Source organism: Sphingobium sp. TKS (assembly GCF_001563265.1).
Classification (GTDB): Bacteria; Pseudomonadota; Alphaproteobacteria; order Sphingomonadales; family Sphingomonadaceae; genus Sphingobium.
Genome location: NZ_CP005083.1, coordinates 45,076 through 62,500, shown reverse-complemented (window position 1 = coordinate 62,500; position 17,425 = coordinate 45,076). Strand labels below are relative to the sequence as shown.

The window sequence follows — 17,425 nt, the reverse complement described above, 5'->3', positions numbered from 1 at the left end:
TTCGTTTCCAAACGTTATTCCGAACCCAAGGGCAGATTCCCACGCGTTACGCACCCGTGCGCCACTAGATCCGAAGATCTCGTTCGACTTGCATGTATTAGGCATGCCGCCAGCGTTCGTTCTGAGCCAGGATCAAACTCTCAAGTTTGATGTCCGATCCATATCCAGGCGGAATAAGCCCAAACATGAACCGCTCATTTTCAGGAGCCATTCCTGCACAAATTTCTTACATGGTTACGTAAGGACATTGTGAGGTCTGGCTAAATTTAACCGAGTACCCAGCGCCTGAAAGCCGCCAAGACCCGGAGCCGCCGCCCACATGTCCCTTCATCAATCAACAATGTCAAAGAACACACCAAAATCAGAAGCGGACAACCAATCTTCCTCGAACTTTCGTGCGAGGGACTTGGCGTCCGTCTATGTTGGCGACCGTCCATTCCAGTGCCTCAGTGGCGCTGTCCCGTCCGGTGAGACGGGCATATATGGAGGGCTTCCTGAACCGTCAAACCCTTTTTGCACTTTTGTTTCAGAATTTTTTGGAACTTGGCCGATAGAGCGGTTTCACGAGACACAACGCTCCAGAAATTGGGAATGACAATGGGTTTGCAGGACGCCGACGCGGACGACGCCGGTTTTGGCACAAGGATAAGAAGCGCGATTCTCTGGCGATCGGGCAGCCAGATCGTGGCGCAAATGCTGAGCTGGATCGTGACTCTGGCGGTGATCCGGCTGCTCGATCCGGCCGATTACGGCCTGTTTGCGATGACTCAGGTGATTCTGAACTTTGCGACCTTCCTCAATGGCTATGGGCTGGTGAGCGCCCTGGTGCAGTCCGAGACGATCGAGACGCATAAGCTGCGGCAGGCGTTCGGGATCATGCTGTTGCTGAACGGCGGGCTTGCCCTGGCGCAGCTCGCGGTCGCTCCGCTGGCTGCGAGCTATTATGACCAGCCCATGGTCGCGCAGCTCTTGCGCGTGCAGGCGCTGCTATATCTATCCACGCCCTTCATCTCGATTCCCGAGGCGATCATGGGCCGGGCGATGGATTTTCGGCGGCCCGCGCTGGTCAACCTGATCGCGGCCATCGCTTCGGCGGCTGTGGCGCTGACGGGGGCGCTGTCGGGTTGGGGCGTGTGGACCTTGGTATTCGCGCCCATTGCGGGGTTTTGGGTCAAGGGCATAGGCTATGTGCTGGCGACCAGGTTCAGGCCGATTCCCAGCTTCGATTTTCGCGGGACCGGGGCGATGGTCGCCTATGGCGCGTCGCTGCTGGGCGGCCAGCTTTTCTGGATCGTGCAGAGCCAGGCCGATATCTTCATCGGCGGGCGGGTGCTGGAGCCGCATCAATTGGGCCTTTATGCCGAAGCGCTGTTCCTGACGCAGATTTTCGTCAGCAAATTCATCCCGCCGCTCAATGACGTCGCCTTTCCAGCCTATGCGCGGATGCAGAAGGACCCGGCGCGAATCGCATGGTCCTTCTGCAAGGCGGTGCGGTTGCTGCTGCTGATTTCCTGCCCGGTCTATCTGGGCATGGCGGCGACGGCCGGGCCGCTGGTCGAAACCCTGTTCGGCGCGAAGTGGCGGGATATGGCGCCCTTCGTCGCGATTCTCGCTCTCGCCATGCCGTTCATGACGTTGCAGGTGATGTTCGCGCCGGTCAGCAATGCCCTGGGAAGGCCGGGGACGACCGCGCGGGTGGCGGCGGTGGGCGCGGTGCTGATGCCGGCCGCCTTTTTCATCGGGATTCGATTCGGCGCCATCGGCCTGGCCTGGGCATGGCTTTGCGCCTTCCCGATTCTCACGCTCATCACCGCCCGGCTGGCGGGTGCGCCGATGGGGCTGCGGCTGATCGACCTGATGCGCGCGGCGGCGCCGGGGCTTGGCTGCTCCCTCTTGATGGCTGCGGCGGTGATGGCGGTCGACCGGATATTGCCGCCACTCGCCGCGCCGATTCGGCTGGGGATATTGGTGCCGGCGGGCGGGCTCGCCTTTCTGGCCGCATTGATGCTGTGCGCGCGGGGCACTCTGCTGGAATTGGTCGCGCTGGTCGTGCGGCGGGCGCCGCCGGTGCAGGCGCCCGCCTGAAACGAATCAGGCCGTCTGGATATAGTCGCGCAGGGAAGCCGCTTCCGATTCGATGCTGTCGATGCGGAACTTCACAAGATCCCCGATCGACACCAGCCCGACAAGCGCGCCGTCGACCACGACGGGCAGGTGCCGGATGCGCCGCTTCGTCATCAACGACAGGCAGTGGATGACGGGAGTCCGATCATCGGTCGTGATCGGCGGGGCGGTCATGATCTCGCCCACGGGGCGTTCCAGCACCGCCGCTCCTTCCTGCGCCACGCGATAGACCAGGTCGCGCTCGGAAAAGATGCCCACCACCTTGCCGTCATCCACCACCGGCACGCAGCCGATCCGCCGCTGGGCGAGCAACTGCACCACGGAAAGGACCGTGTCGCTCGATTGCGCCTGGACGACATCCTGTCCCTTGCGTTGCAAAATCGCCGCGATCGTCATGATCCATCTCCCTCCCTGTCGACTAAATGCCTCAGTCCCTTGATGATCCCACTTTCACACCCCAAAGGAAAGGGATGACGCACAAACAAGGCCTTGATGATCCGGAGATTGCAAGGGTCGCCTGGCGGCGATTCCGTCGGATCATGGGGTGGATGGCGCTGGCCGGCGCGCTGTGCGTGGGGGTCGCCTTGCTGTTTCTGCGGCTATGGGCGGGGCCCATGCCGATCCACATGATCATCGCGACGATATTGGGCGTCTGGTTGACCTTCATGCTGGGGACGGGTTTGATGGCATTGGCATTTCTGTCGAGCGGAACGGGGCATGACGAACAGGTCATCGACCGGATGAAAGACGAGGTTTCCAGTGATGACTGAACAAAGGGGCGAAGTGGTGTTGCGCGTGGTTCCGCACATCACGGACATCAACGCCAACGGGCATATCTTTGGCGGCTGGGTGCTGAGCCAGATGGATATTGCGGGCGGCATCGTAGCCACGCGGATCGCTCAGGGCGCCGTGGCGACGGTGGCGATCGAGAGCATGACGTTCATTGCCCCGATCCTGCTGGGCGATATCGTGTCGGTCTATGCCCATGAGGAACGGCGGGGGCGCACGTCCGTCGCCATCCGGATCGATGTCATCGCGACGCGAGGCCCGCAAGAGACGAAGGTCGAGCTGACAAGCGGCCTGTTCACCTTCGTCGCGCTGGACGAAAATCACCGGCCGCGTCCGTTGCCGGTCGCCTGATCCGTCAAAGCCGTGCCGGAGGACAACAAAAAAGGGGACAGCGCATCAGCACTGTCCCCTTTTTTTCATCATCCCGCCATCGGGCAGGGATCGGGATTTATTCGGCCGCTTCAGCCGCGGGCCGGGCGCGGCGAGTGCGCTTGCGCGGCGCTTCCTCGACGGGTTCGGCATCATTGTCGGCGCGAGCGATCGAGGGCGGCAGCACGGCGAGATCCAGACCGCCCTGTCCCTCTTCCTTCGCCGCCTTGCGCGGACGGCCGCGGCGCGCGCGGGGAGCCTCCGCTTCGGGCTGCGGTTCCGGGGCCGGGGCCGGCTGCGCGGCGGCAACCGGTTCGGGAGCAACCTTAGGCCGGGGTTGCTTCACGGCTTCCTCGACGACGCTTTCCTCAACCGGCGGGCGCTCACGGCGGTGCTCGTTGCGATCATTGCGGTCATTGCGATCCCGCCGATTGCGGTCGTTCCGGCCTTCACGATAGTCGCGCGGCTCGTCACGGCGACGATCAAAGTCCTGGCCGCGATCGGGAACCTGATCGGCGCGCACTTCCTCGCCGCCTTCATAGCCACCGTCGAAATCGTCGAAATTCTCGTCGAAGCTTTCATCGCGGGGCCGGAAGCGCTGTTGCTGCTCCTCCTGCCGGGCGCGGTTATCGGCAAGGACGCGGAAATAATGGTCGGCAAATTGCAGATAATATTCCGCATTCACCCGATCGCCCGCCATCTGGGCGTCGCGAGCCATATTCCTGTATTTTTCAAGAAGCTGGGCCGCATTGCCGCGCGCGCGGTTGTCGATCCGGTTGCCGTTGTCACCACCGCCCCGATTGCCACCATTGGGACGACCATTATTGTTGTTCCGGCCGCGATTGCGGCGGCCGGCCTGCCTGTTGTTGATCAAGAGCTGATCCTTGCGTTCACTTTGCCATCATTCACTGAAAACACTGTTCAGTCGCCATCCTTCAGCACGGCCTGACCATCAGGCCGGGTAAGGCTCCGCCGGACAGGGGCCGAGCGATCGGCCCATGCCCTTGACCTGCCAGAGGCGCTTGCGCAGCAGCGCCGTCGTGACTTTGAAGGAGCGGGAAAACGGCCTTTTCTTGTCGCAGCCCCACAGGGCAGATCCTCAGGATAGTGCCGTCCCTAAGCCCCATGTAGTGGCTTCCAGGCCATAAACCAAGCAATTTTAGCTTGTGTCGGCGCAAATCCTTCACCCGGTCACGCCAGGGGTGCCGGCGTCGCGACCAGACAGCGGTCGTGCCCGGCCAGATCGCGGCGCGCCGAAACGCTAAGTCCTTGATCGGCAAGCAAGGCCGAGACGCTGGTCCGCTGGTCATAACCGATCTCGATCGCGGCCATGCCGTCCGATGCCAGCAGGCGCGGCAGCATCGGCGCGATCCGGCGATAATCGTCCAGCCCCTCCGTTCCGGCGAAAAGCGCGCCTTCGGGTTCGTGAAGGACATCGCCCGCAAGCACGACGTCGCGCGCGATATAGGGGGGGTTGATGAGGATCAGGTCGAACGGGCCGTCCAGCCCCTCCGCCCAGTTGCCCAGCCGGAAGTCGGCACGCGCGCCAAGACCCAGGCAATCGGCATTGCCCTGCGCCACCGCCAGCGCGGCAGGCGAAATGTCTACCCCGGTCCCCCTCGCCTGCGGCCATTGGCTGAGCGCGGCGAGCAGCAGCGCGCCGGAGCCGGTGCCGAGGTCGAGGATACGGGCAGGCGTCCTCCTGCCGAAATGGTCGACGGCGGCCTCGATCAGCGTTTCGGTGTCCGGGCGGGGAATCAGAACGTCAGGCGTCACATGCAGGCTGATCGTCCAGAAATCGCGCATGCCGATGATATAGGCGATGGGTTCGCCGGTGAGGCGGCGTTCGATGAGGGCTTCGAAGCAGGGCGGGACGCTAAGGTCGCGCTGGCGCATCAGCAGCTCGTTGCGGTCGATCCCGAGCGCATGGGCGAGAAGCAGTTCGGCGTCCAGACGCGGCGTGCCGCTGATGGGGGCAAGGCGAGCGCTAGTGGCGCGGAGGGTTTCGGGAATATGGACGGAGCCGGATACGCTCACGCCACTCCATCCAATTGGGCGAGGCGGGCGGCTTCATCCTCCGCCATCAGCGCGTCGATGACTTCGGACAGGCCCGGCCCTTCGAGGATTTCGGGCAAGCGGTGCAGCGTCAGGTTGATGCGATGATCCGTCACCCGGCCCTGCGGGAAATTATAGGTGCGGATGCGCTCCGAACGGTCGCCCGAACCGACCATCGCCTTGCGCGCGCCGGCCTGTTCGCTCTGGGCGCGCTCGCGTTCCACTTCATAGATGCGGGCGCGCAGCACCTGCATGGCCTTGGCCTTGTTCTTGTGCTGCGAGCGTTCGTCCTGCTGCATCACCACGATACCGGACGGCAAGTGGGTGATGCGCACGGCGGAGTCCGTGGTGTTCACATGCTGGCCGCCCGCGCCCGAAGCGCGGTAGATGTCGATCTTGAGGTCGCCATCGGCAATCTGGACGTCGACCTCTTCGGGTTCCGGCAGCACAGCGACAGTCGCCGCCGAAGTATGGATGCGTCCGCCGCTTTCAGTGGCCGGAACACGCTGGACGCGATGGACGCCGCTTTCGAACTTCAACTTGGCGAAGACGCCGGTGCCCGTGACGCTGGCGACCACTTCCTTGAAACCGCCGACTTCCGAGGCATTGGCGGAGAGCATCTCCATCTTCCAGCCCTGGGTATCGGCATAGCGCTGGTACATGCGGAAAAGGTCTCCCGCGAACAGAGCAGCTTCGTCGCCGCCTGTGCCCGCCCGGATTTCCAGCATGGCGGGGCGCGCATCGGCGGCATCCTTGGGCAGAAGCTGGAGCGCGAGGGCGCGTTCGGCGTCCGGCAACTGGGCCTTGATGAGCCGCATCTCCTCCTGCGCCATTTCGCGCATCAGCGGATCGGCATCCGCATCCTCCCCGCCCGCCATATATTCGAGGGCGCTCAGTTCCTGGCGCAGGCGGCGGACCTCATGGGCGGCCTTGGCCACCGGCTCGATCTCGGCATATTCCTTGGACAGCCGCACAAATTCTTCCGGCGCGAGGTCGGCGCGCGTCATCGACGCCTGCACCTCGTCCCGGCGCGCCTCGATCTGCGCGATGCGTTCGGCGGAAATGTGCATCAGAGTGTCGCGAACTTCTCGATCAGTGCATCCAATGCAACGGCCTGCTGCTCACCCGTACCCAGATTGCGGACAGCCGCCTCGCCCCGCGCCAGCTCGTCGTCGCCCAGGATCACCGCCCAGGCCGCACCCGAGGCATTGGCCCGCTGCATCCGCTTCTTCATATTGCCGCGATAGCCCATGTCGCAGGCGACGCCGGCGCGGCGCAGATCGGCTACGATGCCGGTGGCCTTGATTTCAGCCGCTTCACCCATGGGAATGACGGCTACAGCGGGTCCGGCAATCTCCGGCATATCCACCAGCATCGCCAACCGCTCGATCCCCGCCGCCCAGCCGACCGCCGGGGTCGAGGGACCGCCGAGATTTTCGATCAGCCCGTCATAACGCCCGCCGCCGAGCACAGTGCCCTGTGCGCCCAGGCGATCGGTGATGAACTCGAAAGCCGTGTGGCGATAATAATCGAGGCCGCGCACCAGCCGGGCATTGCGCTCCCACGCTACGCCCGCCGCATCGAGGCCCGCCGTCACCTTTTCGAAGAAGGTCCGGGCTTCGTCGGTCAGATAGGCGTCGATGTCTGGCGCGCTGTCGGCCACCGGGCGATCCCGCGGATCCTTGCTGTCGAGGATGCGAAGCGGATTGCGCTGCAAACGATCCAGGCTCTCTTCGGAAAGCTGGTCGCGATGCGCCTCGAAATGCGCGATAAGCGCCGCCCGCCAGGCGTCGCGGCTCGGCCCGTCGCCCAGCGTGTTGAGATTGAGCGTCACGCCTTCCGACACGCCCAGTTCGCGCAGCAACTGATCCGCCAGAACCAGCAGTTCCACATCCGCACCCGGCTCGCCCGCGCCGATGATCTCGGCGTCGAGCTGGTGGAACTGGCGGAAGCGGCCCTTTTGCGGGCGCTCGTAACGGAACAGCGGGCCATGGGTCGCGACTTTCAGCGGCGCATATTGCTGCCACCCCTCGGTGATATAGGCGCGTGAAATGCCCGCCGTGAATTCGGGGCGCAGGGTGATGCTGTCGCCGCCGCGATCCTCGAACGTGTACATTTCCTTCGAAACGACGTCCGTGCTTTCGCCCAGCGACCGGGCAAACACCGCCGTCGATTCAAAGACGGGCACTTCCACCCGCTGGAATCCATAGAGCTTTCGCACCCGCTCAAAGGTGGCGACTACGTGCGCGAAACGTTCCTGGAACGCTTCGGTGGTGCCGCCCAGCATGTCCTGCGTGCCGCGCACCGGACGCGGCGTTTCAATCTTGGCCATGGGGGAGCGCCTTTAACGATAAAGATGCTTCAAGGAAACGCGCTTTTTTGTCCCAATATGTCGCGAGCATTGTTCAGGGTGGACGAGAGCGGATTGGCTCGCCATTCTGTTGTTATACGGTCGTTCGACCACAAGCTTTTTCGGAGATGTTCATGATCCGCAGCCTTGCTGCCGCCCTTTTCCTTTCTACGGCTATCGCAGGACCATTGGTCGCGCAGGATGCAATCCGCTCCAAGCCGACGGCGCTGCCGGTCGACAATGCCGCGCCCACGCCCAAGGACATTCCCTATCCCGGCGGCACGATCAAGCTGGAGGTCGACGCCACCGACACGGTGCAGCGCATCTTCCGCGTCAAGGAGACGATCCCCGTCGCCGCCGCCGGCCCGATGACGCTGCTGGTGCCGCAATGGCTGCCGGGCAATCATGCGCCGCGCGGAGCCATTGAAAAGGTCAACGGCATCAGCTTCACCGCCGACGGCAAGCCGCTGGCGTGGAAGCGCGATCCGCTCAACGTCTACGGCTTTGTGATCGACGTGCCGCAGGGGACGAAGCAGGTCGTCGCAAGCTTCCAGTTCCTGTCCGCCACCCAGCCCAATCAGGGCCGGGTCGTCGTGACGCCCAAGATGCTGAACATCCAGTGGGAGTCGGTGTCGCTCTATCCGGCGGGCTATTATACGCGCCAGATTCCGGTGCAGGCGACCGTGACCTATCCCGAAGGCTGGCAGGCGGCGACGGCGTTGCGGGGCAAGAAGACCGGATCGACGGTCGCCTATGACGTGATCGATTATGAAGCCTTGCAGGATTCGCCGGTCTTCGCGGGACGGTATTTCAAGCCCGTCGACCTTGGCCATAATGTGACGCTGAACATCGTTGCGGACGATGCCGACGAGCTGGATGCCAAGCCCGACCAGATCGCCAAACACAAGAAGCTGGTGGACGAAGCAGGCGCGCTGTTCGGCACCTATCATTTCAACCATTATGACTTCCTGTTCGCCATCACCGACGAGATGGGCGGCATCGGGCTGGAGCATCACCGCAGTTCCGAAAATCAGGTCGAGCCGGGCTATTTCAAGAAATGGGGCGATGGCGACGCGCTGCTGGACCGCAACCTGCTGCCGCACGAATTCACCCATAGCTGGGACGGCAAGTTCCGCCGCCCGGACCTTTTGTGGACGCCCGATTTCAACGTGCCGATGCAGGACAATCTGCTCTGGGTCTATGAAGGGCAGACGCAATTCTGGGGCTATGTGCTGGGTGCGCGGTCAGGCCTGTTCAACAAGCAGGAAACGCTGGACGCCTATGCCCATATCGCGGCGAAGCTGGACACCGCCAAGGGCCGCGAATGGCGGCCGATGGAGGACACCACCCATGATCCCATCATCTCCGCCCGTCGGCCCAAAGGCTGGTCGAGCTGGCAGCGGTCGGAGGATTATTACAACGAAGGCCTGATGATCTGGCTGGAGGCGGATGCGATCATCCGTCAGCAGACCAAGGGCGCCAAGGGGCTGGATGATTTCGCCCAGGCTTTCTTCGGGATCAATCCGGGCGACTGGGGTCAGGTCGTCTATAATCGCGGCGACGTGATCAAGACGCTGAACGGCGTCGCGCCCTATGACTGGGCGGGCTTCTTCCAGAAATATGTCGACAGCACGACAAAGGAAACGCCCAAGGGCGGCTTCGCGCTGGGCGGCTACAAGCTGGTTTATGGCGACACGCCGGGCGCCATCACCAAGGCGGCCGAGGGGTCGGGCAAATTCACCGATCAGAGCTTCGGCATCGGCATGATCGTCAAGAATGACGGCGAGATTTCCAACGTCGTCTGGGACAGCCCAGCCTTCAAGGCGGGCCTCGCCATCGGCTCCAAAATCGTCGCGATCAACGGCGACGAATATTCGGGCGATGTGTTCAAGGCCGCGATCAGGTCCGGAAAGCCGCTCCAGATCATCCTACGCCAAGATAAATATTACCGCACTTTGACCCTCGCATATTCCGGCGGCCTGCGCTATCCGCGCCTCGAAAAGACAGGAGAGGGTGAAGGCAGCCTGGACCGGCTGCTGAAACCGAAAACATAATCGCCCGAAGACCAACGCGTTTACAAAGGCTTGAAGTCCCATGAATATCGAACTGATCCCGGTCGGGGATGATCCACCCAACAGCCTGAATGTCATCATCGAGGTTCCGGTCGGCGGGGAACCTGTCAAATATGAGTTCGACAAGGCATCGGGCGCTCTGTTCGTGGACCGCATCCTGCATACGCCGATGCGCTATCCGGCGAATTACGGCTTCGTGCCGCACACCCTGTCGCCCGATGGCGATCCGCTGGACGCGCTGGTCATCGCCCGCTCGCCCTTCGTGCCCGGATCGGTCGTGCGCGCCCGTCCCATCGCCGTGCTGAATCTGGAAGATGAAGCCGGTGGCGACGAAAAGCTGGTCTGCGTGCCCGACAACAAGACCTTCCCTTATTACAGCGACGTCGATGAAAAGGACGATCTGCCCGGCATCGTGATGGAGCAGATCGAACATTTCTTCACCCACTATAAGGATCTGGAAAAGACCAAGTGGGTGCGGATCGGCACCTGGGGCGGCGCGGAAGACGCCCGCCGCATCACGCTGGAAGCGATCGAGCGTTACAAGGCTGGCAAGCAGGCCGCTTAAAGCAAACGATTATAGTGGATAAAAGGGGCTGCGTGGATGATTTTACGCGGCCCTTTTTTTGCATATGCGTCTGTCGAAATGCCGTGCTGGATATGCCCGCCGTAGAGCGGAATGGGTGGAAGGCGGACGGTCTGCTTAGCGCTTTTTCTTGAAGCGCATCGTGCTCCTGCGAAGGCAGGAGCCCAGTTCCTACGGTGCGATGATCCACAAGCGGCAGAACTGGGTTCCTGCCTTCGCAGGAACACGGATGCGCTCAATGGCTTGCATTGGCCATTTGCGGACATCTTCCTCCTCCCCGTGCCATGCGGGCGAAGGATCAAGCCCATCTCAAGGCCGACCTTGATCATCCCGCAAACCGCCGCAGCCGTTCAGCGTCCCCTCGCCAAAGGCGACCGCAACCCGTTCGGACCAGACGGCATCGCTCATCCCATCGCTGCACGGTCCTTCAGTGACGGTCATTGAAAAGCCATCCCCCAGATACCGGATCGCCCGCTTGTCGTCGTTGCGCGAAACCGCGTAGCGGAGCGGCGCCCTGTCCGGCCGCTCCAATGTCGCGGTCGATCCCTTCACCGTCACCGCCCAGAAGGGCTCGGTGCCGATCGCCCTATAATCCTTGGCAGGGCGACCGGAGGCTGGAGGCACGAGGGCCGGTTCCACGTCCGTTTCACGTGAAACCCTTTCCGCGCCATTTTGGTCGGCTTGGTTCACCGCCTCGTTCTGAACGACGATCGGTGCGGAAGCCTGAGACTGCATATTGACGGCGGGCGCTTCCTTCTCGCCATCACAGCCCGCCACCATAAGAGCGAAGGCCAAGGGCCAGAGCCGTCTCATGCTTTTGCGACTTGATCCCGCCGGAAACAGGTCGCGGCATGGTCGTTCACCATCCCCACAGCCTGCATCCAGGCATAGACGATGGTCGGCCCCACAAATTTGAAGCCGCGTTTCTTGAGGTCTTTGGAGATCGCTTCGGACAGCTCGGTCTTCGCCGGAAAGGTCACGCCGTCATTGCGGATCGGCCCGCCATCGACAAAGCCCCAGGCATAGGCGGAAAAATCCTCGCGCCGGTCGCGCATGGCGCAAAAGATCTGCGCGCCCCGAATCGTCGCCTCGATCTTCGCCCGCGCCCGGATGATGCCGGGATCGCCCATCAGCCGCTCGATATCGGCCTCGTCAAAGGCGGCTACCCTGTCCGGATCGAAACCGGCAAAGGCGGACCGGAACGTCTCCCGCTTGCGCAGGACGGTGATCCAGCTAAGCCCGGCCTGGAATCCCTCCAGCATCAGCGTTTCCCAGAGCATCCGCGAATCGCGTTCCGGTACGCCCCATTCCTCGTCATGATAGGCGCAATAAAGCGGGTCGGTCCCGGCCCAGCCGCAACGGACCCGCTCCATGAGATCAGACGTCCAGATTGGCGACGTTCAGCGCATTGTCCTGGATGAACTCGCGCCGCGGCTCGACCACATCGCCCATCAGGCGGGTGAAGATTTCGTCAGCGACATCCGCCTGCTCGACCTCGACCCGCAGCATGGATCGATTGTCCGGGTCCAGCGTGGTTTCCCACAATTGCTCGGCATTCATCTCGCCAAGGCCTTTATAGCGCTGGATCGCCAGCCCCTTGCGCCCGGACGCCAGGATCGCTTCCAGCAATTCGCTCGGCCGCGTGACGGCCACTGAACGCTTGGAAGCGACCGGCAGATCGTCGTCCCCGGCTTCCTCGGCGGCGGCGGCAGCCTTGGCCGTCACCAGACGGCTGGTAGTCCGATAGCTATCCGCTTCCTCCGCCGCGAAACTGTGCAGCTTGCGCGCCTCGGCCGATCCGATGAATCCTGCCTCGATCATGTGGTGATCGGTGACGCCGCGCCACAGCCGTTCGAAATGGAAGCCGCCTTCCTCAGCGATGCGGCCGCTCCAGCTCCCTTCCTCATCCTGCGCGTGCATCCAGCGGACGGTGTTCGCCAGCCGTTCGGCCTGCGCCTCATGGCTGAGTTCCGGATCGAGCGCGCCGTTGATCGCCAACGCTTCGATGATCGCGGGATTGTAGCGGCGCGGCACATAGCGCATCACGGCGCGCATCCGCCGCCCATGCTCGATCAGCGAACGCAGATCGTCGCCAGAGCGCATCCCGCCGGTCGTTTCCAGCGCCATCGATTCGACGCCATTGTCGACCAGATATTGCTCCAGCGCGGCTTCGTTCTTGAGGTAGACCTCGGACCGGCCCCGCGTTGCCTTGTAGAGCGGCGGCTGGGCGATATAGAGATGCCCCGCCTCGATGATCTGCGGCATCTGGCGATAGAAGAAGGTCAGCAGCAACGTGCGGATATGCGCGCCGTCGACGTCGGCGTCGGTCATGATGACGATCTTGTGGTAGCGCAGCTTTTCCAGATTGAAATCGTCGCGAATGCCGGTGCCCATCGCCTGGATCAGCGTGCCGACTTCCTTGGACGACAACATCCGGTCGAAGCGGGCGCGCTCGACGTTCAGGATCTTGCCCTTCAAGGGCAGGATCGCCTGATTATGCCGGTTGCGGCCCTGCTTGGCCGAACCGCCTGCCGAGTCACCCTCGACCAGGAAGAGTTCGGACTTGGCCGGGTCGCGTTCCTGACAGTCGGCCAGCTTGCCGGGCAGCGAGGCGATGTCCATCACCCCCTTGCGCCGGGTCAGTTCACGCGCCTTCTTCGCGGCCTCGCGGGCGGCGGCGGCGTCGATCACCTTCTGGATGATCAACTTGCCGTGGCCGGGATTCTCCTCCAGCCACTCCGCCATCTTGTCGGCCATCAGGCTTTCCAGCGGCTGGCGGACTTCGGAACTGACCAGCTTGTCCTTGGTCTGCGACGAGAATTTGGGATCGGGCAGCTTGACCGACACGATGGCGGTCAGGCCTTCGCGCATATCCTCGCCGGTCAGCGACACCTTCTCCTTCTTCAACATGCCGGACTTGTCGGCATAATTGTTGAGCGTCCGAGTCAGCGCCGCACGGAAGGCGGCAAGGTGCGTGCCGCCGTCCCGCTGCGGGATGTTGTTCGTGAAACAGAGGACGTTCTCATAATAAGAATCGTTCCACTCCAGCGCGACGTCGATGGTCACATCGTCGCGGCTGCCCGAAATCGCGATCGGATCGGGCATCAGCGGCTGCTTGTTGCGGTCGAGATATTTCACGAAGGCCGCGATGCCGCCCTCATAGAACAGCTCGACTTCCTTCCTTTCCTCATGCCGCGCATCGGCCAGGAACAGCCGCACGCCGGAGTTCAGGAACGCCAGCTCGCGATAGCGATGCTCCAGCTTCTCGAAATCGAATTCGGTGTGATTCTTGAAGGTGCCGCCGTCGCCGGGCACTTTCTCGGTCGAGGGGAGGAAGGTGACGCGGGTGCCCTTCTTGCCCGCAGGCGCATCGCCCGTGACTTTGAGCGGCGCCACGGCGTCGCCATAGGCAAAGCGCATATAATGCTCCTTACCGTCCCGCCAGATATGAAGGTCCAGAAACTCGCTGAGCGCGTTCACCACCGACACGCCCACGCCGTGCAGGCCGCCCGACACCTTATAGGCATTGTCGTCGCTGGTATTCTCGAACTTACCCCCGGCGTGGAGCTGGGTCATGATGACCTCTGCCGCCGACACGCCTTCTTCCTTGTGGATGCCGGTGGGGATGCCGCGGCCATTATCCTCGACGCTCACCGAGCCGTCCGGGTTCAGCGTTATGAGGATGCGGTCGCAATGACCGGCCAGCGCCTCGTCGATCGCGTTGTCGCTGACTTCGAACACCATATGATGCAGGCCGGAGCCGTCATCGGTGTCCCCGATATACATGCCGGGCCGTTTGCGCACGGCATCCAGACCTTTCAGGACCTTGATGCTGTCGGCGCCATAGGCGTTGCTGTTGGGGCTGTTCTGACTTTCCTCGCTCATATCGAGCATATAGGGAAAAGGCCCAAGAAACTAAAGCGAAACATGCCGCCTTTCGCCCATGGGAAGCAAGGTCTATCAGGCAGCTATGCGTGTCGTCCTTGCCCTGGCCCTGATGCTGGCCGCCTGTTCCAAAAGCAGCGACGTGCTGGAGGATTTGCCCAACAGCTCGCTGGCCGGCGCGCCGCGTGAGGATGTGCCGGAAACCCGCCTGGAATCGACGCTGACTCGCCCGGTGATGATCGGGGAGGACGGCCAGCGCCTCGACGCCTGCGGCGCCATGGGACAGGTGGTCCGTGTTGGCGCCAAGGGTCTGGCCGTGCGCGCCGCGCCCTTTGCCGAAGCGAAGGAAATCGCCCGGATAGTGGAGGGGAGCCGCGCCTGGGTCTGTACCCGCAGCATCGACCAGAAATGGCTGGGGGTCGTGCTGGCCCCCAAACCCGCGGCGGACAATGCGGCGGCTCCCGCCGATTGCGGCGTCTCCGACCCGGTGGACCGCAAGCAACCCTATGACGGCCCCTGCCTCAGCGGCTGGGTTTCGAGCGCCGCGATCCGCCTGATCGCGGGTTAAGCCGGAGTCCACCACAGGGCGGATTCAATCCGTCCGCATGGCCTCCGTCACCAGGGCTTCGGCCTCGATCAGCAGGGCGTCCTCCACGTCATGCTGGGCAACCTGCTCGCGGCCGATGAGGATCAGCACGGGAACGGCGAGCGGACTCACCCGATCGAGTTCGATATGCAGCATGGTGGCCGAAGCGCGGTCGATCAGGTCGCCCAGACGCCCCACATCGGTCATGCGGGCGCGGGCGTCGGCCCATGCGGCCTTCAACAGCAGATGATCGGGCTGATATTTGCGCAGCACATCATAGATGAGGTCGGTCGAAAAAGTGACCTGCCGCCCGGTCTTGCGCTTGCCGGGATGTTGGCGCTCGATCAGGCCGGAAATCACCGCCACGTCGCGGAAGGCGCGCTTGAGCAGGCTCGACTGTTCGACCCATTCGACGAATTCATGGTCGAGAATGTCGGCGGAGAAGAGGCTTTGCGGGTCCGTGATAGGCTTCAAGCCATAGACGGCGAGCGCATAGTCGTTGGACACGAAGCCCATCGGCATCAGCCCCTGCGCATTCATGCGGCGAGTGAGAAGCATGCCCAGGGATTGATGCGCGTTCCAGCCTTCGAAACTGTAGCAGACCAGATAATGGCGCCCTTCATGCGGAAAGGTTTCGATGAGCAGTTGCCCCGGTTCGGGCAAAGCCGAACGATATTTCTGCACCTCCAGCCACTCGCGCACATCGTCGGGGAAGCGGGACCATTGGCCGGGTTCGGCCAGGAAGTGGCGAACACGATCAGCCAGGCGCGTGGACATCGCCATGCGAGTGCCGCCCCAGCTTGGGATGCGCGCGCTTTTGGAGGTGGCGCGGACGATCAGGTCGGTGGTGTCCATCCGCACCACCTCCAGCGCGGCGCCGGAGAAGAAGAAGCAGTCGCCGGGGCTTAGGGTCGCGGCGAACCCCTCCTCCACCGTGCCCAACTTACGGCCATTGGCGAAGCGGACGGCAAGCGCGGGCTGATCGACGATGATGCCCGCGTTCAGGCGATGCTGCTGGATGAAGCGCGGGTGGGAGACGCGCCATGTGCCATCCGCGTCACGGGTCAGGCGCTTGAAGCGGTCATAGGCGCGCAGGGCATAGCCGCCGCCCTCTATGAAGTGGAGGACGTTGGCGAAGGCCTCTTCCGTCAGCGCGCCATAAGGCGTGGCGGAGCGGATTTCGGCCAGCAATTCCTCTTCGCGAAAGGGCGCAGCGCAGGCGAGACCCATGACATGCTGGGCCAGCACGTCGAGGCTGCCGGGGCGGAAATCGTCGGCATCGCGCTCACCCGCCTCAACGGCGTCGAGTGCAGCGCGGGCTTCGAGATATTCGAACCTGTTGCCGGGGATGAGAATGGCTTCGCTGGGCGTATCGAGCCGGTGATTGGCGCGGCCGATGCGCTGGAGCAGGCGGGAGCTGCCCTTGGGCGCCCCCATCTGGATCACGCAATCGACATTGCCCCAGTCGACGCCCAGGTCAAGCGAGGCGGTGGCGACGAGGGCGCGCAATTTTCCCGCCGCCATCGCCGCCTCGACCTTGCGCCGGGCTTCGATGGAGAGGCTACCATGATGGATGGCGATGGGCAGGTTCGCTTCGTTCACCGACCAAAGCGACTGGAAGATGAGTTCGGCCAGACCCCGCGTGTTGCAGAAGACCAGCGTCGTGGCGCGGCGCTCAATTTCCTCCATGACCTGCCGCGCGGCATATTTGCCGGAATGCCCGGACCAGGGGATGCGGCCTTCGGGGATGAGGATCGCGACATGGGGGTCGGCGCCCGCCTCACCGATGACCGGGGTGACGGCGTTGATGTCCCCATCCGGCGCGAGCCAGGCGCGATAGGCGTCGACATCCGCGACGGTGGCGGACAGGGCGACCCGACGGAGGCCGGGGTTGATGCTCTGGAGGCGGGAGAGCGAGAGATTGAGAATGTCGCCGCGCTTCTGGGTGGCGAAGGCGTGGACTTCATCGATGATGACCGTCTTGAGGTCCGCGAACATCAGGAAACTGTCGGAATAGCTTAGCAATAAGGAGAGCGATTCCGGAGTGGTGAGCAGGATCTGCGGCGGGCGGGCGCGCTGACGGGCCTTGCGATCGGAAGGCGTGTCGCCGGTGCGGGTTTCGACGCGGATCGGCAGGCCCATTTCCTCGATCGGCGTCAGCAGGTTGCGACGGACGTCGACGGCGAGAGCCTTGAGCGGCGAGACATAGAGGGTGTGGAGACCCTCGCCCGGCTTTTCGATCAGATCGGTCAGGGTCGGAAGAAAACCGGCGAGCGTCTTGCCCGCCCCGGTGGGAGCGACGAGCAGCGCATGGCTGCCCGATCGGGCGGCGGTCAGCATGTCGAGCTGGTGGCGGCGGGGCGTCCAGCCGCGCAAGGTGAACCATTGCTCCAAGGGTTCGGGTAGGCGTTGGTTCATGGGAGGGATGTAGGATGAGAACATTTAAACGTCATCCTGTTCAACGCGGCCTCACCTCAAAACGGAGCGCCTAGTAATTTAAGTTTGGTTCCATGAAATAATCTAACAAATCCGCTCTGGCCCCCTCCCCCCGAAAAGCGTTACACTCCCTGCCATAGAGCGGCGCAACAGACACCGCAGACATGCAGGAGAAT

At 63.0% G+C, this 17,425-nt stretch carries 15 protein-coding genes and 1 rRNA gene (1 of these 16 cut by a window edge); 6 read left to right on the top strand and 10 right to left on the bottom strand.

Annotated features, from left to right (window positions below):
• Nucleotides 1–148: ribosomal RNA gene (locus K426_RS00315) — 16S ribosomal RNA — on the bottom strand (it extends 1,339 nt beyond the left edge of the window).
• 449 nt (nucleotides 149–597) lie between these two features.
• Between K426_RS00315 and K426_RS00310 the strand changes: the two genes are divergently transcribed.
• Entirely contained in the window at nucleotides 598–2,085 is a 1,488-nt protein-coding gene (locus K426_RS00310) for a lipopolysaccharide biosynthesis protein (RefSeq protein ID WP_197672737.1), read from the top strand.
• Between the two features lie 6 nt (nucleotides 2,086–2,091).
• Here K426_RS00310 and K426_RS00305 read toward each other — a convergent pair whose 3' ends face one another.
• Nucleotides 2,092–2,520 carry a CBS domain-containing protein gene (locus K426_RS00305; RefSeq protein ID WP_066552870.1) on the bottom strand — a complete coding sequence of 143 codons (429 nt, stop codon included), beginning with the start codon at nucleotides 2,518–2,520 and terminating at the stop codon, nucleotides 2,092–2,094.
• 74 nt (nucleotides 2,521–2,594) lie between these two features.
• Between K426_RS00305 and K426_RS00300 the strand changes: the two genes are divergently transcribed.
• Together K426_RS00300 and K426_RS00295 are read left to right on the top strand one after the other, a co-directional pair.
• Nucleotides 2,595–2,894 carry a hypothetical protein gene (locus K426_RS00300; RefSeq protein ID WP_066552868.1) on the top strand — a complete coding sequence of 100 codons (300 nt, stop codon included), beginning with the start codon at nucleotides 2,595–2,597 and terminating at the stop codon, nucleotides 2,892–2,894.
• Entirely contained in the window at nucleotides 2,887–3,264 is a 378-nt protein-coding gene (locus K426_RS00295) for an acyl-CoA thioesterase (protein WP_066552866.1), read from the top strand. The genes K426_RS00300 and K426_RS00295 overlap by 8 nt, the downstream gene beginning before the upstream one ends.
• 97 nt (nucleotides 3,265–3,361) lie before the next feature.
• On the opposite strand, the gene K426_RS00290 is transcribed toward K426_RS00295, so the two are convergent.
• The 4 genes from K426_RS00290 to hisS all read right to left on the bottom strand — a co-directional run bounded on the left by K426_RS00290 (nucleotide 3,362) and on the right by hisS (nucleotide 7,669).
• Nucleotides 3,362–4,156 carry a DUF4167 domain-containing protein gene (locus K426_RS00290; protein WP_066552860.1) on the bottom strand — a complete coding sequence of 265 codons (795 nt, stop codon included), beginning with the start codon at nucleotides 4,154–4,156 and terminating at the stop codon, nucleotides 3,362–3,364.
• A gap of 317 nt (nucleotides 4,157–4,473) precedes the next feature.
• Nucleotides 4,474–5,319: a HemK/PrmC family methyltransferase gene (prmC, locus tag K426_RS00285; RefSeq protein ID WP_443018200.1), complete on the bottom strand. Its 846-nt coding sequence runs from the start codon at nucleotides 5,317–5,319 to the stop codon at nucleotides 4,474–4,476.
• Nucleotides 5,316–6,407, bottom strand: a complete 1,092-nt coding sequence (gene prfA / locus K426_RS00280; protein WP_066552849.1) for a peptide chain release factor 1 — start codon at nucleotides 6,405–6,407, stop codon at nucleotides 5,316–5,318. The genes prmC and prfA overlap by 4 nt, the downstream gene beginning before the upstream one ends.
• The gene (gene hisS, locus K426_RS00275; RefSeq protein WP_066552847.1) at nucleotides 6,407–7,669 is read right to left on the bottom strand and encodes a histidine--tRNA ligase; all 1,263 of its coding nucleotides are present in this window, start codon (nucleotides 7,667–7,669) and stop codon (nucleotides 6,407–6,409) included. The genes prfA and hisS overlap by 1 nt, the downstream gene beginning before the upstream one ends.
• A gap of 152 nt (nucleotides 7,670–7,821) precedes the next feature.
• On the opposite strand from hisS, the gene K426_RS00270 reads away from it, so the two are divergent.
• Both K426_RS00270 and ppa read left to right on the top strand, forming a co-directional pair.
• Nucleotides 7,822–9,741, top strand: a complete 1,920-nt coding sequence (locus K426_RS00270) for a M61 family metallopeptidase (protein ID WP_066561207.1) — start codon at nucleotides 7,822–7,824, stop codon at nucleotides 9,739–9,741.
• 40 nt (nucleotides 9,742–9,781) lie between these two features.
• Nucleotides 9,782–10,324 carry an inorganic diphosphatase gene (gene ppa, locus K426_RS00265; RefSeq protein WP_066552837.1) on the top strand — a complete coding sequence of 181 codons (543 nt, stop codon included), beginning with the start codon at nucleotides 9,782–9,784 and terminating at the stop codon, nucleotides 10,322–10,324.
• Between the two features lie 327 nt (nucleotides 10,325–10,651).
• On the opposite strand, the gene K426_RS00260 is transcribed toward ppa, so the two are convergent.
• From K426_RS00260 to gyrB, 3 genes are read right to left on the bottom strand one after another with little or no spacing between them, the layout of a single operon-like run.
• Nucleotides 10,652–11,155, bottom strand: coding sequence for a COG3650 family protein (locus tag K426_RS00260; RefSeq protein WP_066552835.1), 504 nt, complete (start codon nucleotides 11,153–11,155; stop codon nucleotides 10,652–10,654).
• Nucleotides 11,152–11,715 carry a DNA-3-methyladenine glycosylase I gene (locus tag K426_RS00255; RefSeq protein ID WP_066552833.1) on the bottom strand — a complete coding sequence of 188 codons (564 nt, stop codon included), beginning with the start codon at nucleotides 11,713–11,715 and terminating at the stop codon, nucleotides 11,152–11,154. Before K426_RS00255 ends, K426_RS00260 begins: the two co-directional genes overlap by 4 nt.
• 4 nt (nucleotides 11,716–11,719) lie before the next feature.
• Nucleotides 11,720–14,227 carry a DNA topoisomerase (ATP-hydrolyzing) subunit B gene (gyrB, locus tag K426_RS00250; RefSeq protein ID WP_082748740.1) on the bottom strand — a complete coding sequence of 836 codons (2,508 nt, stop codon included), beginning with the start codon at nucleotides 14,225–14,227 and terminating at the stop codon, nucleotides 11,720–11,722.
• An 85-nt stretch (nucleotides 14,228–14,312) separates the two neighbouring features.
• Between gyrB and K426_RS00245 the strand changes: the two genes are divergently transcribed.
• Nucleotides 14,313–14,795: a hypothetical protein gene (locus K426_RS00245; protein ID WP_066561204.1), complete on the top strand. Its 483-nt coding sequence runs from the start codon at nucleotides 14,313–14,315 to the stop codon at nucleotides 14,793–14,795.
• A gap of 24 nt (nucleotides 14,796–14,819) precedes the next feature.
• Here the strand turns inward: K426_RS00245 and K426_RS00240 are convergent, their stop codons facing one another.
• Nucleotides 14,820–17,231 carry a ligase-associated DNA damage response DEXH box helicase gene (locus tag K426_RS00240; RefSeq protein WP_066552827.1) on the bottom strand — a complete coding sequence of 804 codons (2,412 nt, stop codon included), beginning with the start codon at nucleotides 17,229–17,231 and terminating at the stop codon, nucleotides 14,820–14,822.
• Nucleotides 17,232–17,425: the final 194 nt, after the last annotated feature.

Excerpts from the sequence above, each read along its gene's own strand:
- K426_RS00300 (WP_066552868.1), top strand. The coding sequence starts at position 2,595 with ATGACGCACAAACAAGGCCTTGATGATCCGGAGATTGCAAGGGTCGCC.
- K426_RS00270 (WP_066561207.1), top strand. The coding sequence starts at position 7,822 with ATGATCCGCAGCCTTGCTGCCGCCCTTTTCCTTTCTACGGCTATCGCA.
- K426_RS00260 (WP_066552835.1), bottom strand. The coding sequence starts at position 11,155 with ATGAGACGGCTCTGGCCCTTGGCCTTCGCTCTTATGGTGGCGGGCTGT.
- K426_RS00305 (WP_066552870.1), bottom strand. The coding sequence starts at position 2,520 with ATGACGATCGCGGCGATTTTGCAACGCAAGGGACAGGATGTCGTCCAG.
- gyrB (WP_082748740.1), bottom strand. The coding sequence starts at position 14,227 with ATGAGCGAGGAAAGTCAGAACAGCCCCAACAGCAACGCCTATGGCGCC.
- K426_RS00295 (WP_066552866.1), top strand. The coding sequence starts at position 2,887 with ATGACTGAACAAAGGGGCGAAGTGGTGTTGCGCGTGGTTCCGCACATC.
- K426_RS00245 (WP_066561204.1), top strand. The coding sequence starts at position 14,313 with ATGCGTGTCGTCCTTGCCCTGGCCCTGATGCTGGCCGCCTGTTCCAAA.
- ppa (WP_066552837.1), top strand. The coding sequence starts at position 9,782 with ATGAATATCGAACTGATCCCGGTCGGGGATGATCCACCCAACAGCCTG.
- K426_RS00255 (WP_066552833.1), bottom strand. The coding sequence starts at position 11,715 with ATGGAGCGGGTCCGTTGCGGCTGGGCCGGGACCGACCCGCTTTATTGC.
- hisS (WP_066552847.1), bottom strand. The coding sequence starts at position 7,669 with ATGGCCAAGATTGAAACGCCGCGTCCGGTGCGCGGCACGCAGGACATG.
- prfA (WP_066552849.1), bottom strand. The coding sequence starts at position 6,407 with ATGCACATTTCCGCCGAACGCATCGCGCAGATCGAGGCGCGCCGGGAC.
- K426_RS00310 (WP_197672737.1), top strand. The coding sequence starts at position 598 with ATGGGTTTGCAGGACGCCGACGCGGACGACGCCGGTTTTGGCACAAGG.
- K426_RS00240 (WP_066552827.1), bottom strand. The coding sequence starts at position 17,231 with ATGAACCAACGCCTACCCGAACCCTTGGAGCAATGGTTCACCTTGCGC.